Origin of the sequence: Eikenella sp. HMSC061C02, assembly GCF_001809035.1 — a bacterium.
Classification (GTDB): Bacteria; Pseudomonadota; Gammaproteobacteria; order Burkholderiales; family Neisseriaceae; genus Eikenella; species Eikenella corrodens.
Map to the genome: position 1 here is coordinate 1 of NZ_KV795572.1, position 11,900 is coordinate 11,900.

Annotated in this window: 13 protein-coding genes and 1 tRNA gene; 6 read left to right on the forward strand and 8 right to left on the reverse strand. The window is 57.6% G+C overall.

Annotated features, from left to right (window positions below; translation table 11 throughout):
- The 5 genes from HMPREF2541_RS09870 to HMPREF2541_RS09890 form a co-directional block, all read left to right on the forward strand.
- Positions 1-281 (forward strand): tyrosine-type recombinase/integrase (locus HMPREF2541_RS09870; protein ID WP_168161113.1); only part of this gene is annotated, 281 nt, incomplete at its 5' end.
- Between the two features lie 151 nt (positions 282-432).
- On the forward strand, positions 433-1,587 hold the full coding sequence (gene lpxB, locus HMPREF2541_RS09875; protein ID WP_070543442.1) for a lipid-A-disaccharide synthase: 1,155 nt from the start codon (positions 433-435) through the stop codon (positions 1,585-1,587).
- On the forward strand, positions 1,584-2,168 hold the full coding sequence (gene rnhB, locus HMPREF2541_RS09880) for a ribonuclease HII (RefSeq protein WP_070543444.1): 585 nt from the start codon (positions 1,584-1,586) through the stop codon (positions 2,166-2,168). The genes lpxB and rnhB overlap by 4 nt, the downstream gene beginning before the upstream one ends.
- 227 nt (positions 2,169-2,395) lie before the next feature.
- Positions 2,396-2,472, forward strand: a tRNA-Met gene (locus HMPREF2541_RS09885).
- A gap of 346 nt (positions 2,473-2,818) precedes the next feature.
- A complete protein-coding gene (locus HMPREF2541_RS09890; protein ID WP_070543446.1) occupies positions 2,819-4,237 on the forward strand; it encodes an OmpP1/FadL family transporter in 1,419 nt (472 codons plus the stop codon).
- A gap of 234 nt (positions 4,238-4,471) precedes the next feature.
- Here HMPREF2541_RS09890 and hpf read toward each other — a convergent pair whose 3' ends face one another.
- The 8 genes from hpf to HMPREF2541_RS09930 all read right to left on the reverse strand — a co-directional run bounded on the left by hpf (position 4,472) and on the right by HMPREF2541_RS09930 (position 9,553).
- Positions 4,472-4,792: a ribosome hibernation-promoting factor, HPF/YfiA family gene (gene hpf / locus HMPREF2541_RS09895; protein WP_003824407.1), complete on the reverse strand. Its 321-nt coding sequence runs from the start codon at positions 4,790-4,792 to the stop codon at positions 4,472-4,474.
- Between the two features lie 43 nt (positions 4,793-4,835).
- Positions 4,836-6,206, reverse strand: a complete 1,371-nt coding sequence (gene rpoN / locus HMPREF2541_RS09900) for an RNA polymerase factor sigma-54 (protein ID WP_003824408.1) — start codon at positions 6,204-6,206, stop codon at positions 4,836-4,838.
- 18 nt (positions 6,207-6,224) lie between these two features.
- Positions 6,225-6,959 carry an LPS export ABC transporter ATP-binding protein gene (lptB, locus tag HMPREF2541_RS09905; protein ID WP_003824410.1) on the reverse strand — a complete coding sequence of 245 codons (735 nt, stop codon included), beginning with the start codon at positions 6,957-6,959 and terminating at the stop codon, positions 6,225-6,227.
- An 80-nt stretch (positions 6,960-7,039) separates the two neighbouring features.
- A complete protein-coding gene (locus tag HMPREF2541_RS09910) occupies positions 7,040-7,423 on the reverse strand; it encodes a hypothetical protein (RefSeq protein ID WP_064088203.1) in 384 nt (127 codons plus the stop codon).
- 116 nt (positions 7,424-7,539) lie between these two features.
- Positions 7,540-7,920: an MmcQ/YjbR family DNA-binding protein gene (locus tag HMPREF2541_RS09915; RefSeq protein ID WP_003824413.1), complete on the reverse strand. Its 381-nt coding sequence runs from the start codon at positions 7,918-7,920 to the stop codon at positions 7,540-7,542.
- Positions 7,921-7,930: 10 nt separating this feature from the next.
- On the reverse strand, positions 7,931-8,449 hold the full coding sequence (lptA, locus tag HMPREF2541_RS09920) for a lipopolysaccharide transport periplasmic protein LptA (protein WP_088383463.1): 519 nt from the start codon (positions 8,447-8,449) through the stop codon (positions 7,931-7,933).
- Entirely contained in the window at positions 8,427-9,008 is a 582-nt protein-coding gene (gene lptC / locus HMPREF2541_RS09925) for an LPS export ABC transporter periplasmic protein LptC (protein WP_070543448.1), read from the reverse strand. Before lptC ends, lptA begins: the two co-directional genes overlap by 23 nt.
- Positions 9,005-9,553 (reverse strand): KdsC family phosphatase, encoded by a 549-nt coding sequence (locus tag HMPREF2541_RS09930; protein ID WP_003824416.1) that lies wholly within the window; start codon positions 9,551-9,553, stop codon positions 9,005-9,007. The genes lptC and HMPREF2541_RS09930 overlap by 4 nt, the downstream gene beginning before the upstream one ends.
- Positions 9,554-10,236: 683 nt before the next feature.
- On the opposite strand from HMPREF2541_RS09930, the gene putP reads away from it, so the two are divergent.
- Complete coding sequence (gene putP / locus HMPREF2541_RS09935) at positions 10,237-11,754, forward strand: sodium/proline symporter PutP (RefSeq protein ID WP_003824420.1); 1,518 nt, start codon at positions 10,237-10,239, stop codon at positions 11,752-11,754.
- Positions 11,755-11,900: the final 146 nt, after the last annotated feature.

An 11,900-nucleotide genomic window follows, 5' to 3' on the forward strand; every position in this document is an offset into this window, starting at 1 on the left:
AAGATAACGGCTACCTGTTTCTCAACAGCCACGGAAAACCACTGACCCGCGACTCTTTGGGCAGACAGTTTCTGGAGTTGCGCAAAACCGTTATGCAACAACGACCGGAGCTAGCGGAAGAGTTGTCCAATTTCCAGTTTCGAGATTTGCGCGCCAAAGCCGCCACGGATATTTACTTATCTGCCGATACCCGCAGCGCTTCTGACCAACTTGGCCACACCTCTGAGCAGATGACCAAAACCTATATCCGGCGCGGTAAAATACTCAAGCCGCTAAAATAGCGTTTTGCGGAACGCTTCTAAAAATTGCGGAAATATAACGGCTGCCAAAAGATGAATTATGCTTATGCAGCATATATTTATCTATGGCAGCCATCTTGATGTTTGATTATTCGGTACAATACCGCATCTTCATTTTCCAGCCGCTCCCACCATGAACACTTCCCCCCTTATCGCCCTGTGTGCCGGCGAAGCTTCGGGCGACCTGCTCGGCGCACACCTGATTGAGGCCATCCGCGCGCGCTGCCCGCAGGCGCGGTTTACCGGCATCGGTGGCCCGCGTATGCAGGCGGCAGGGCTGGAGAGCCTGTTCGACCAAGAAACGCTGGCGGTGCGCGGCTACGTGGAGGTGTTGAAAAACCTGCCGGCGATTTGGCGCATCCGCAAAGGCTTGATTGCAGAAATGAAACGGCAACGGCCAGATGTGTTCGTTGGCATCGATGCACCGGATTTCAACCTAGGCGTGGCTGCCGCACTCAAGGCTGCGGGCATCCCCACGCTGCATTATGTGAGCCCTTCGGTGTGGGCGTGGCGGCGCGAGCGGGTGCATAAAATTGTGCAGCAGGCAGATGAAGTGCTGTGCCTGTTCCCGATGGAGCCGGAGCTATACCGGCAGGCCGGCGGGCGGGCGCGATTTGTGGGACATCCGTTGGCGCAAACCCTGCCTTTGGAAGCCGACCGCGCCGCCGCACGCCGCGAATTGGGGCTACCTGAAAAACAGCCCGTATTCGCCCTGCTGCCCGGCAGCCGAGTGAGCGAAATCGACTATATGGCACCGCTGTTTCTGCAAGCCGCTCAGCTGGTGCGGCAACAAATTCCCGAGGCGCAGTTCCTGCTGCCCTACGCCACCGAAGCCACCCGCACGCGCCTGCAAAGTCTGCTCGCCGCCGAGCCGTATTGCCGCCTGCCCTTGCAACTGCTCCCGGGCGGCACGGCGCAAGCCTGCACGGCGGCGGATGCGGTGTTGGTCACCAGCGGCACCGCCACGCTGGAAGTGGCGCTGTGCAAACGGCCGATGGTAATCAGCTACAAAATCTCGCCGCTCACCTATGCGCTGGTGAAGCACAAAATCAAAGTGCCCTATGTGGGGCTGCCCAACGTGCTGCTCGGCCGCGCCGCCGTGCCGGAGCTGCTGCAGCACGATGCCGAGCCGGAAAAGCTGGCCGCCGCGCTGCTGGATTGGTATCGCTCGCCGGAGAAAACCGCCGCGCTGCAGCAGGATTTCACCGAGCTGCACCATTTATTGCGCAAAGACACCGCCGCCGAAGCCACAGCGGCAGTATTGGCCGCCGCGGGGGCAACCCCATGATTTGGCAGGCCGGTGTGGACGAGGCCGGACGCGGGCCATTGGTCGGCAGCGTGTTTGCCGCCGCAGTGGTGTTGCCAAACAAATACGATTTGCCGGGGCTTACCGACTCGAAAAAACTGAGCGAACGCCGCCGCGACGAATTGGCGGTGTTGATTAAACAGCAGGCACTGGCTTGGTGCGTGGCCGCCGCCTCGGTGGAAGAAATCGACCGGCTCAATATCCTGCACGCCACCATGCTGGCGATGCGCCGCGCCGTACACGGGCTGGAAAGGCTACCTGAAAAAGTGTGGATAGACGGCAACCGCGTGCCGCCCGATTTGGGCTGCGAAGCCGAAGCCGTAATAAAAGGCGACAGCAAAATCATCCAGATTTCCGCCGCCTCCGTGCTGGCCAAAACCGCGCGCGACGCGGAAATGTATGCCCTGGCCGAACGTTATCCGCAATACGGCTTCGAGCGGCACAAAGGCTACGGCACCGCCGAACACCTCGCCGCCCTGCAACGCCACGGCGCGCTGCCCGAACACCGCCGCAGTTTTGCTCCGGTGCGGGAAATCTTGGCGCAGGGGCGGCTGTTTGAGTGAATCAGGTTTGCGCCCGCAGAAACTTAGCTTTGCCTTCGTCAAACCATCGCTTTAGCTTCGCAGAAGCTCGGCCTTGGCTTCGCCAAGACATCGCTTTCAGGTAGCCTGCTGGGCAGAACAGCCAAATTGCGCAAACAAGATTAATCAAACAATGCAGGCCAATAGCCTTTATCTTGCGCACAAACTTGACAAGCTCCACCAAGGCGCGTATAGTCCACTTTCCCTGACGCGGGGTGGAGCAGCATGGTAGCTCGTCGGGCTCATAACCCGAAGGTCGTAGGTTCAAATCCTGCCCCCGCAACCAATTTCAAACCTCTCGGCAGATTGCCGGGAGGTTTTTGCATTCCGGCAATCTTATGCCCGTATATGGCTCAAAAATAAAACGATGTGTCGCAGTTCGGCCGAGAGCTGGCAATCTGTTGGAATTTTACCAATCCTAACATTACCAACCCCAGCTGTTTTGGCCGCTGGGTTTTATTTTTGTACAAAATTTCCTGTAGAATAGTTATTCAACGTTAATAGCCAAACAACTGCGAAAGGATGCAGATGTTTAGCTATATGGCGTAATGTTTCAGGTAGCCCCTTCACAAGGCTACCTGAAAATATGCCTGTTAATTGATAAATAGCTTTTTTCTTCAACCAAATACATCATGACAACCCGCCATTTCTCCCGCCTAGCCCTGTTGCTGGCCACCGCTTTTTCCGCCCAAGCCTGGGCTTCCGGCTACCATTTCGGCACTCAATCCGTGAGTAGCCAATCCACGGCCAATTCATCCGCCGCCGAAGCTGCCGATCCTTCCACCCTGTTCCACAACCCCGCCGGCCTCACCAAACTCGAAGGCACGCAGGTTAGCATCAACGTCAACCTTGTTGCGCCCAGCGTGAAATACAGCGATGCCGAAGCCTACTACCCCGGCACCAACCAACCCGTGCAAGGCGCCACTTCCGGCAATATCCGCCCGAAGAGCATAGTGGTTGCGCCACATTTTTATTTGTCGCACCGCCTAAATGATAACGTTGCCCTCGGCTTGGGCATGTATGTTCCCTTCGGCTCCGGCACCGAATACCAGCATGACTCTGTTTTGCGCTACAACCTGAACGAGTTGAGCGTGAAAACCATCGCCATCCAGCCCACCGTTGCCTATAAAATCAACGATCAGCACTCCGTTGCCCTCGGCCTGGTGGCGCAGCACACCACCGCCAAGCTGCGTCAATACGCCAACTTCGGCGCCTTCCCCCCACTGCGCCGCAACGGCTTTGCCGATGGTTATGCCAGCGTGGAAGGCAGCGATTGGGGCTTCGGCTACAACCTCGCCTGGCTGTGGGACGTAAACGACTCCCTGCGTTTGGGCGCAAACTACCGTTCCAAAGTAAGCCACAACCTGCGCGGCGATGCCGAATGGAAACTGGTGGGCGCAGCCTTCCAAACTCCGATGGGCGGCACCCTTTCCAACGCCATTCGCGCCAATGGCTACGCCGAATCCGAAGCCGCCAACGTACGCATCGTTACCCCCGAATCCTTCTCCCTGCACGGCATGTACAAACTCACGCCGCGCTGGTCGCTCTATGGCGACGCCACCTGGACACGCCACTCCCGCTTCAACCGTGCCGAACTGAATTTCGGCAACAGCAAAGCCGTGGCCAACCCGCAGAATCCTGCCGCACCCGCCCGCAGTAACCAAACCATCCTCACCCCCCAGTGGCGCAACACTTATAAACTCTCCCTTGGTGCGTCTTACCAAATCACCGATCCCCTGCAACTGCGCTTCGGCATCGCCTACGACCAATCCCCCGTACGCGGCGCCAACACCCGCATGAGCACCCTGCCCGATGCCGACCGCCTCTGGCTCTCCCTAGGCGGTAAATACGACATCAATCAGCAGCACAGCCTCAACCTCGCCTACAGCTATGTGCACGTGAAAAACACCTCTGCCAACGTAAACGGCTGGTGCGGCGGCACAGCCTCCGGCCCCGGCTCGCAAGCCTGCGTGTCCAGCCGCACCCACGGCTCCGCCAAATTCAGAAGCCACTCCCATATCTTAGGCTTGCAGTACACTTACAAATTCTAATTCGATTCATGGCAGTAAAAAGGCTACCTGAAAGCATGGCTTCAGGTAGCCTTGTCTAATCCTCCCATCCCTAGTATAGTGAATTAAATTTAAACCATTACAGCGTTGGCTCGCCTTGCCGTACTATCTGTACTGTCTGCGGCTCGCCTCCTTGTCCTGATTTAAATTTAATTCACTATAAAAAAGCAGGCTTTTCAGCCTGCTTTATCTATACCCTATTGGGCGGTTCAAAGCTTATTCGATGCTCACCTTGCCGCTGGGTTCAGCGCGGTGCTGTTGTTTTTTCTCTTTGTGTTTGAGTACGGCGCGGTCGAGTTTGTCTACCAAGAGGTCGATGGCGGCGTACATATCTTTGTCGGTTTGGTCGAGGTGCAGGTCTTTGCCGGCCATATGCCAATCCACTTCTGCTTTCTGCACCAGTTTGTCCACCGATAGGGTTACGGTGGCGGAAATCACGTTGTCGCTGTGGCGGACGATGCGTTCAAGTTTACCGCTGATGTAATCTCTCAGGGCTTCGGTAACCTCGATGTTGATTCCGTTGATTTTTAGGTTCATAGCTCACTCCTTTACAGGTGGGTTGGCTGCGCACGGCGGCAAGCTAAGCTTTCTGCTTGCGTTGGTGCGCAGGCGGGAAATTCAGTTCTTCGCGATATTTGGCTACGGTGCGCCTGGCGAGCATGATGCCTTGCAGGGCGAGCCGGTCGGACATGGCTTGGTCGGAGAGCGGTTTGCGTTTGTCTTCGCCGGCAATCAGACTTTCGATCAGGGCTTTCACGGCGTTGGCGCTGATGCCGTCGCCGTCTTCTTCGCTGCTGTAGGCGGCTGCCTGGCTGAAAAAATAGCGTAGCGGAAATACGCCTTGCGGGCAAGCCAAATATTTTTGGTTTACGGCGCGGGACACGGTGCTTTCGGCCAGGCCGAGGTTGGCAGCGGTTTCTTTAATGGTGAGCGGCACGAGGCCGATGGCGCCGAAAGAGAAGAAGTCGGCCTGACGCTCCAGAATGGTTTCGGCCAGCCGCAACACGGTGCTTTTGCGCTGTTCCAGCGAGCTTAGCAATACTTTAGCTTCATTGAGCTTTTGTTTCAACTCCGGCGCTTCGCTGCCGTATTCGGCGAGCAGGTCGGAATATTCCTGATTGAGCTGCACCTGCGGCCAGGCTTGGCGGTACATGCCCACCGTCCATTTGCCGGTTTCGGGATCTGGGCGGATCCACACGTCGGGATCGACGTATTCGGTATGACCGGAGCCGGAAAGGCCGTAGGCGGGGAAGGGGTTGAGGGAGGCGACGAGGGCTTGGGCGGCTTCGATGGTGGCGGCGCTGTATTGGGGGAATTTTTTGCGCACTTGCTGCGGCAGGCTGCTTTTGGCGATGTCGAGCAGGAAGTGTTTCACCAGCTGCACGGCGCAGAATACGGTGTCGTCCGGCTGCCGCCGCGCCAGTTGGAGCAATAATGATTCGCCCAAATCACGCGCGCCCACGCCGGGGGGGTCGAACTGTTGCAGGTGGCGCAGGGCTTCGGCCATATCGTCTTCATCGAGCATCCATTCCAGCGGGGAATTTTCCACGATGTCGGTGAGGCTGTCGTTCAGGTAGCCTTGATCATCGAGGTAGTCGATGAGCAAATGCACGCGGGCGGCCTGGTCTTCGTCTAGCGGGTGTTCGCACACCTGCTCGTGCAGCATGCGGCGGAAATCGGCTTCGTCGGCCACGGTTTCCCACACGTCGCTCTCTTCCATGCTGTTGGTTTTGCGGGTAACCGGTATGGCGGCGGAGTAATGGGGTTCGGGCTCGCCGCTGTCGGCCGGATCGTGTTCCGGCCGTTCGAGCAGTGGGTTGTCGGCCAGCCAGCTTTCCACTTCTTCAGCCAATTCCAGCGACGACATATGCAAAATGCGCAATGATTGCTGCTGCTTCTGGTTGAGCTGCTGGGTTTGGCGCAGTTTGAGTTTGACGGATTGCTGGGTCATGTGAGGCTACCTGAAACCTTAGTAATCGAAGTTTTCGCCCAGATACACGGCGCGTACTTCTTCGTTGCCCACCAATTCTTCGGGGCGGCCGCTGGCCAGCACGGCGCCGTTGTTGATGATATAGGCCCGGTCGCAGATGCGCAGGGTTTCGCGCACGTTGTGGTCGGTAATCAGCACGCCGATGCCGCGCTGTTTGAGGAAGTTGATGATGTTTTGAATGTCGATAACGGCAATCGGATCGACGCCGGCGAAGGGCTCATCCAACAGGATGAAACGCGGGCTCATGGCCAGCACGCGGGCAATTTCCACACGGCGCCGTTCGCCGCCGGAGAGGGCGGGGGCGGGGCTTTGCCGCAGGTGGGTGATGTTCAGGTCGCCCAGCAGGTCGTTGAGGCGCGATTCGATGGTATGGCGGTCGGTTTCGTGCAATTGCAAGATGGCGCGGATGTTTTCTTCCACCGTCATCTTGCGGAAAATTGAGGCTTCCTGCGGCAGATAGCCCAGGCCTAAGCGGGCGCGCTGATACACGGTCATGTGGCGCAGCTCGTGCTCGTCCAGCCGGATGGTGCCGTGATCGGCAGCCACCAGGCCGACAATCATATAAAAGCTGGTGGTTTTGCCCGCGCCGTTGGGGCCGAGCAGACCGACTACTTCGCCGCTTTCGATATCGAGCGAGAAATCCTGCACCACTTGGCGCTGTTTGAAGCTTTTGCGCAGCTGTTTAACACTGAGGCGGCTGTGCGGTGTGGTCATGGTTTGGTTTTCCCTTGTGTTTGTTGGGTATCACGGGCAGCGCTGAGGCTACCTGAAAAATAGGGCTGCCATACGCAGGTTCAATGTGCGGCAGGGTTTTGCAGCTGCATTATTTGGTCGCGTTGCACCTGCAACACGCCCGGTACGCGCTCCAAGCGGCGCATGGCCTGTGCCATATCCTGCGGCGGCGGGATGCGGGCGGCAATGCCGTTGATGTTTGTATAACGGTACACCAGCTCGGCCTGCATTTCGCATACGGCTTGAAGCAGCGGCTCCGCGCCGACGGCAGGGTCGTATAACACAATCAGCACGCGGTCGGCTGCCTGTTCCGGCTGGCTGCTGGGCGTGTTTGGCGCGGCAGGCTGCGGGGCAGCGCAGGCGGTAAGCATGGCTAGGCAGGCGAGGAGGAGGACGCGGATATTCATGGTTGCTTGGTTTTCGGTTTCAGGTAGCCTGTGCGGCATGGGGCTACCTGAACATCTTGTTCAGCGATGCAAAAAGCGTTTTATTTTTTCAGGTAGCCTCAAATGCGGGCTGCCTGAAACTGTTTGAGGCTACCTGAAACCGGTATTGCAGGCTTTCAGGTAGCCTGTTTTCTGATCTTGGCTTTGCCCTGCGTGAGGCGGAAGCTGTCGTCGATCAGCTGGCGGATGAGCGCGTCGTCGGCCTGTTCCAATTCGATGCTCAGCCAGTGTTCTTTGCTCATGTGGTAGGCGGGCAGGATGCCGGCTTGGGCGCGCATGGCACCGATGTGTTCGGGGCGGCATTTCACATTGAGCAGGGGCACGGTGCGGCCGGGGGTGCGCCCGAGCTTTTCCGCCGGCACGGGCAGGTACACGCCAAACCATTTGCGGCTGCCGCCGTGGCGGAATACGGCGTATTCGGGAAAGCGGGAAAAGGGATGGTCGGGCGCGGCGTGGTAGCGTTCGGCCATTTCGGCAAACAGGGTCTCGGCCTTCATCCCGCCTCCCTTATTTCTGCTGCGGCTGGATGGTGATGCTCACGCGGCCTTTGTTAGCGTTGCTGCGACTGCCGCCCAGCACGGTATAAACTTCGGTGCGGGTGTTGTAGGTAATGGTGTCGCCGCTGGCCCGGTCGCCGCCGCGCTCGAGCTTGGCGCCGCCGCTGAGTTTCACGATGCCAGTGGCGGATTGGTATTCCACGCGGGCGGCCTGGCCTTTCACGGTGCCTTGGCGGTCAAGCTGCTGGCCGAAGTGTACCGGGCTGCCGGAGGCGGTCATGGTTTGCGCGCCGTCGGCGGCTTTCACCACGCGCACCTTGGCGGCGCGGATATACATGGTGCCCTGCTGGATAACCACGTTGCCGGAAAATTCGGTACTGCGGTTGCCTTGGTCGAGCGAGCCTTGGTCGGCTTCGATTTGGATAGGCTGGTTGCGGTCGGAGGTGAGCGCAGAAGCCGCGGCGGGCAATAGCAGGGCGGCGGCGAGGAGAAGGGCGCGGGCGGGTTTAATGTTGTTGTTTGGGGTCATAAATCACGGCCTTAATGCGGGAGGAAAGGTTGAGCAATCCTTGTTTGTGGTTGTAGGTCATGCCTTGGGCGGTGCCGTGGGAGGCGCCGTATTGATAGTTCACCAAATCTTGGGTATGGGCGGTTTGAGTTTGGGTGTTGACAGTGAGGCTATTAGTTTTAAGGCGGCCGGCGGGCTGACCGTTCATAGCGGGTTTGTCGAACACCACGTTTTTCTCGAACACCACTTGGTTTTCACTGCCGATATAGTGTGCCTGATCGGCGCTGATGCGGTACACCATCTGCCCGCCTTGCGAAAACATCACGTTGGGTTCGGCCAGGTAGCCGTCTTGGCGGTTGGGGAACTGCCAGGCGCAGGTGGCGGTGAGCTGCTGGGCCAGGCTGCCGTCGGCAGCGAAGCGGCGGCCTCGGATGCCGAAAATCTGGTATTGCGGCTCATGCGGATCGAGCGGGGTTTCTTCAGTTTCGAGCTGGCTGATGCGGTCGAGCCAAAAGCTCACGCCGCCGAGCGCGAGTGCCAACACCAGCGGAAACCACCAGCCGCCGAATCGTTTAATCATTCTGTGTATTGCTCCCAAGCGGTTTTCAGGTAGCCTTTGGCCTGCATGATGACTTCACACAATTCGCGCACGGCACCGGCGCCGGCCGGGCGGCGGGTGATGTAGGCAGCGTGTTGCAACACCCATTCGTGCGCTTCAGGTACAGCAGCGGGCAGGCCGCAGCGCACCATCACGGGCAAATCCACCACGTCGTCGCCGATGTAGGCGCATTCATGTTCGGCCACGCCGGCAGCTTCTCGCAATTCGGCGTAGGCAGCGCGTTTGTCACTGATGCCTTTGAAGTAGTGCCGGATGCCGAGCTGCTTGGCGCGCACGGCCACAGAAGGGGCATCGCGGCCGGTGATGATGGCGGTTTGCACGCCGCATTGATGCAACATTTTGATGCCGTGCCCGTCGAGCGTGTGGAAGGCCTTGATTTCTTCGCCGTTGTCGCGGATGAAGATGCGGCCGTCGGTGAGCACGCCGTCCACGTCCATAATCAGCAGTTTGATTTCGGCGGCGCGGCGGCGCAGGTATTCGGGCAATTCGGGCAGAATAGGGCTCATGCGGGCAATCTCAATTTCAAATTAGACCCATGATAACATGCTCTAGCACGGGCACAAACCCGTTCGGCATGGTTTTTGCTTGGCACGGCGGAGCAAAGAAAAGGCTACCTGAAAACATCAAATGGTTTTCAGGTAGCCTTTTTTGGGTTTGAGGTGCAGTAATAATATGATAACAATAGGAAATATATTTCCATCTAGCCTATTCGGCCTAGTATCTTGCTTGTACGAGCCACTTCAGCAGCAATCGGCTTGACGCCTGGCGTACTTCATCCGAGCTTGCGCTTTCATCTCATCAAAATACCAGCCTGAGCTTCATCAAAACATCAGTTCAGTTCGTTAAAACATCATTTTAACCCCGCTGAAGTTCCATACTTTCAGCTAGTATTTTTCATTCTTAATTACATTTATTTTGTTCTCCTTCCGCAAGTTATTTGCAAGCTTCTTTACGCATATTGACTTATTCTGTTGTTTTCCAGTATAAGCAAAACTAGGTTGCTCGTTTTTACAGCAGGCGGCCATAGCTGAAGCACTTATTTTTTCATACCGGGCGGCGAGCCGAAGACAGTACGAGCAGTATGGCAGGGCAAGCCGACGCGGTAAGAAGAAATAGGTGCTTTAGCGATACACCATCAAACCGCCCCGAGGCGGTTTAGGAAATCAAAGATAACAACAAGGAGCAGCTCATGAACCCGATGTATATCACCTTCGGCATCTATTTGGTTGCCGTTCTGTTAATCGGCCTCGCGGCCTATTTCTCCACCCGCAATTTTGACGACTATATCCTCGGCGGCCGTAGCTTGGGCCCGTTTGTTACCGCCATGTCGGCCGGGGCTTCGGATATGTCCGGCTGGCTGCTGATGGGCCTGCCGGGCGCAGTGTATTTGAGCGGCCTGAGCAAATCTTGGATTGCCATCGGCCTGATTATCGGCGCGTATCTCAACTGGCTCTTGGTGGCTGGGCGGCTGCGCGTGCACACCGAATACAACAATAACGCGCTCACCCTGCCTGATTATTTCCACCACCGCTTCGGTGCACAGGGGCAGGCAATGAAAGTAATTTCCGCATTCATCATTCTGTTTTTCTTCACCATTTACTGCGCTAGCGGCATTGTGGCCGGAGCACGCCTGTTCCAAAGCCTGTTTACCGACATGAGCTACACCAGCGCCATGTGGCTGGGCGCGGGCGCCACTATTGCCTACACCTTTATCGGCGGCTTCTTGGCGGTGAGCTGGACAGACACTGTGCAGGCCACGCTGATGATTTTCGCCCTGCTGCTCACGCCGGTGATGGTGTATTTGGGCGCGGGCGGCGCAGATGAAGTTTCCGCCCTCATCCAAACCACCGCCGCTGCCAACGGCAAGGAGTACGGCAGCCTGCTGCACGGCACGACCTTCATCGGCATCATTTCCACCGCCGCCTGGGGCTTGGGCTATTTCGGCCAGCCGCACATTCTGGCGCGCTTCATGGCTGCCGAAAGCGTGAAATCGCTGGTGGGTGCTCGCCGCATCGGCATGACTTGGATGATTTTGTGCTTGGGCGGCGCAGTGGCCGTGGGCTATTACGGTATCGCCTACTTTGGCGCTCACCCCGAGCAAGCCGCTGCCATGCAGGGCAACCACGAGCGCGTATTCATCGCCTTGTCCACCCTGTTGTTTAACCCGTGGATTGCCGGTGTGATTTTAAGCGCGATTCTGGCTGCCGTGATGTCTACTTTGTCTTGCCAGCTTTTGGTGTGCTCCAGCGCCATCACTGAAGACTTCTATAAAGGCTTCCTGCGCCCGAACGCGCCGCAGAAAGAATTGGTGTGGATTGGCCGCATCATGGTGCTGGCCGTGGCCGTTATCGCCATTTTGATTGCTGCCGACCCCGAAAGCAAAGTGCTACAACTGGTGGAGTTTGCCTGGGCCGGCTTCGGCGCGGCATTCGGCCCCATCGTTATCCTTTCCCTGTTCTGGAAACGCATGACTGCCAACGGCGCATTGGCAGGTATGATTGCCGGCGCTGCGGTGGTGGTGCTGTGGGTGCAGGTGGTGAATCCTGCGCTGGCCAACGCCGGCATGGCTACGCTGTATGAAATCATCCCCGGCTTCATCGCCTGCGGCCTGACTACCGTAGTCGTATCGCTGGCTGGCAAAGCGCCTGCCGAGGAAATCTGCCAACGCTTCGAAAAAGCCGATGCGGATTACCGCGCCGCAAAATAAAGGACGGCAAAAGGCTACCTGAAAAGTTTTCAGGTAGCCTTCAAACTGCCCGTATCAAAAGGCTTCAGGCTAGCTGAAACCGCTCCCGGCCTTTTCAGGTAGCCCTTAACCGATTAACCAACCCCCACTCCTGCCAAACATTCTTT

Coding starts and splice junctions, on each gene's coding strand:
- lpxB (WP_070543442.1), top strand. CDS start 433: ATGAACACTTCCCCCCTTATCGCCCTGTGTGCCGGCGAAGCTTCGGGC.
- rnhB (WP_070543444.1), top strand. CDS start 1,584: ATGATTTGGCAGGCCGGTGTGGACGAGGCCGGACGCGGGCCATTGGTC.
- HMPREF2541_RS09890 (WP_070543446.1), top strand. CDS start 2,819: ATGACAACCCGCCATTTCTCCCGCCTAGCCCTGTTGCTGGCCACCGCT.
- hpf (WP_003824407.1), bottom strand. CDS start 4,792: ATGAACCTAAAAATCAACGGAATCAACATCGAGGTTACCGAAGCCCTG.
- rpoN (WP_003824408.1), bottom strand. CDS start 6,206: ATGACCCAGCAATCCGTCAAACTCAAACTGCGCCAAACCCAGCAGCTC.
- lptB (WP_003824410.1), bottom strand. CDS start 6,959: ATGACCACACCGCACAGCCGCCTCAGTGTTAAACAGCTGCGCAAAAGC.
- HMPREF2541_RS09910 (WP_064088203.1), bottom strand. CDS start 7,423: ATGCCGCACAGGCTACCTGAAACCGAAAACCAAGCAACCATGAATATC.
- HMPREF2541_RS09915 (WP_003824413.1), bottom strand. CDS start 7,920: ATGAAGGCCGAGACCCTGTTTGCCGAAATGGCCGAACGCTACCACGCC.
- lptA (WP_088383463.1), bottom strand. CDS start 8,449: ATGACCCCAAACAACAACATTAAACCCGCCCGCGCCCTTCTCCTCGCC.
- lptC (WP_070543448.1), bottom strand. CDS start 9,008: ATGATTAAACGATTCGGCGGCTGGTGGTTTCCGCTGGTGTTGGCACTC.
- HMPREF2541_RS09930 (WP_003824416.1), bottom strand. CDS start 9,553: ATGAGCCCTATTCTGCCCGAATTGCCCGAATACCTGCGCCGCCGCGCC.
- putP (WP_003824420.1), top strand. CDS start 10,237: ATGAACCCGATGTATATCACCTTCGGCATCTATTTGGTTGCCGTTCTG.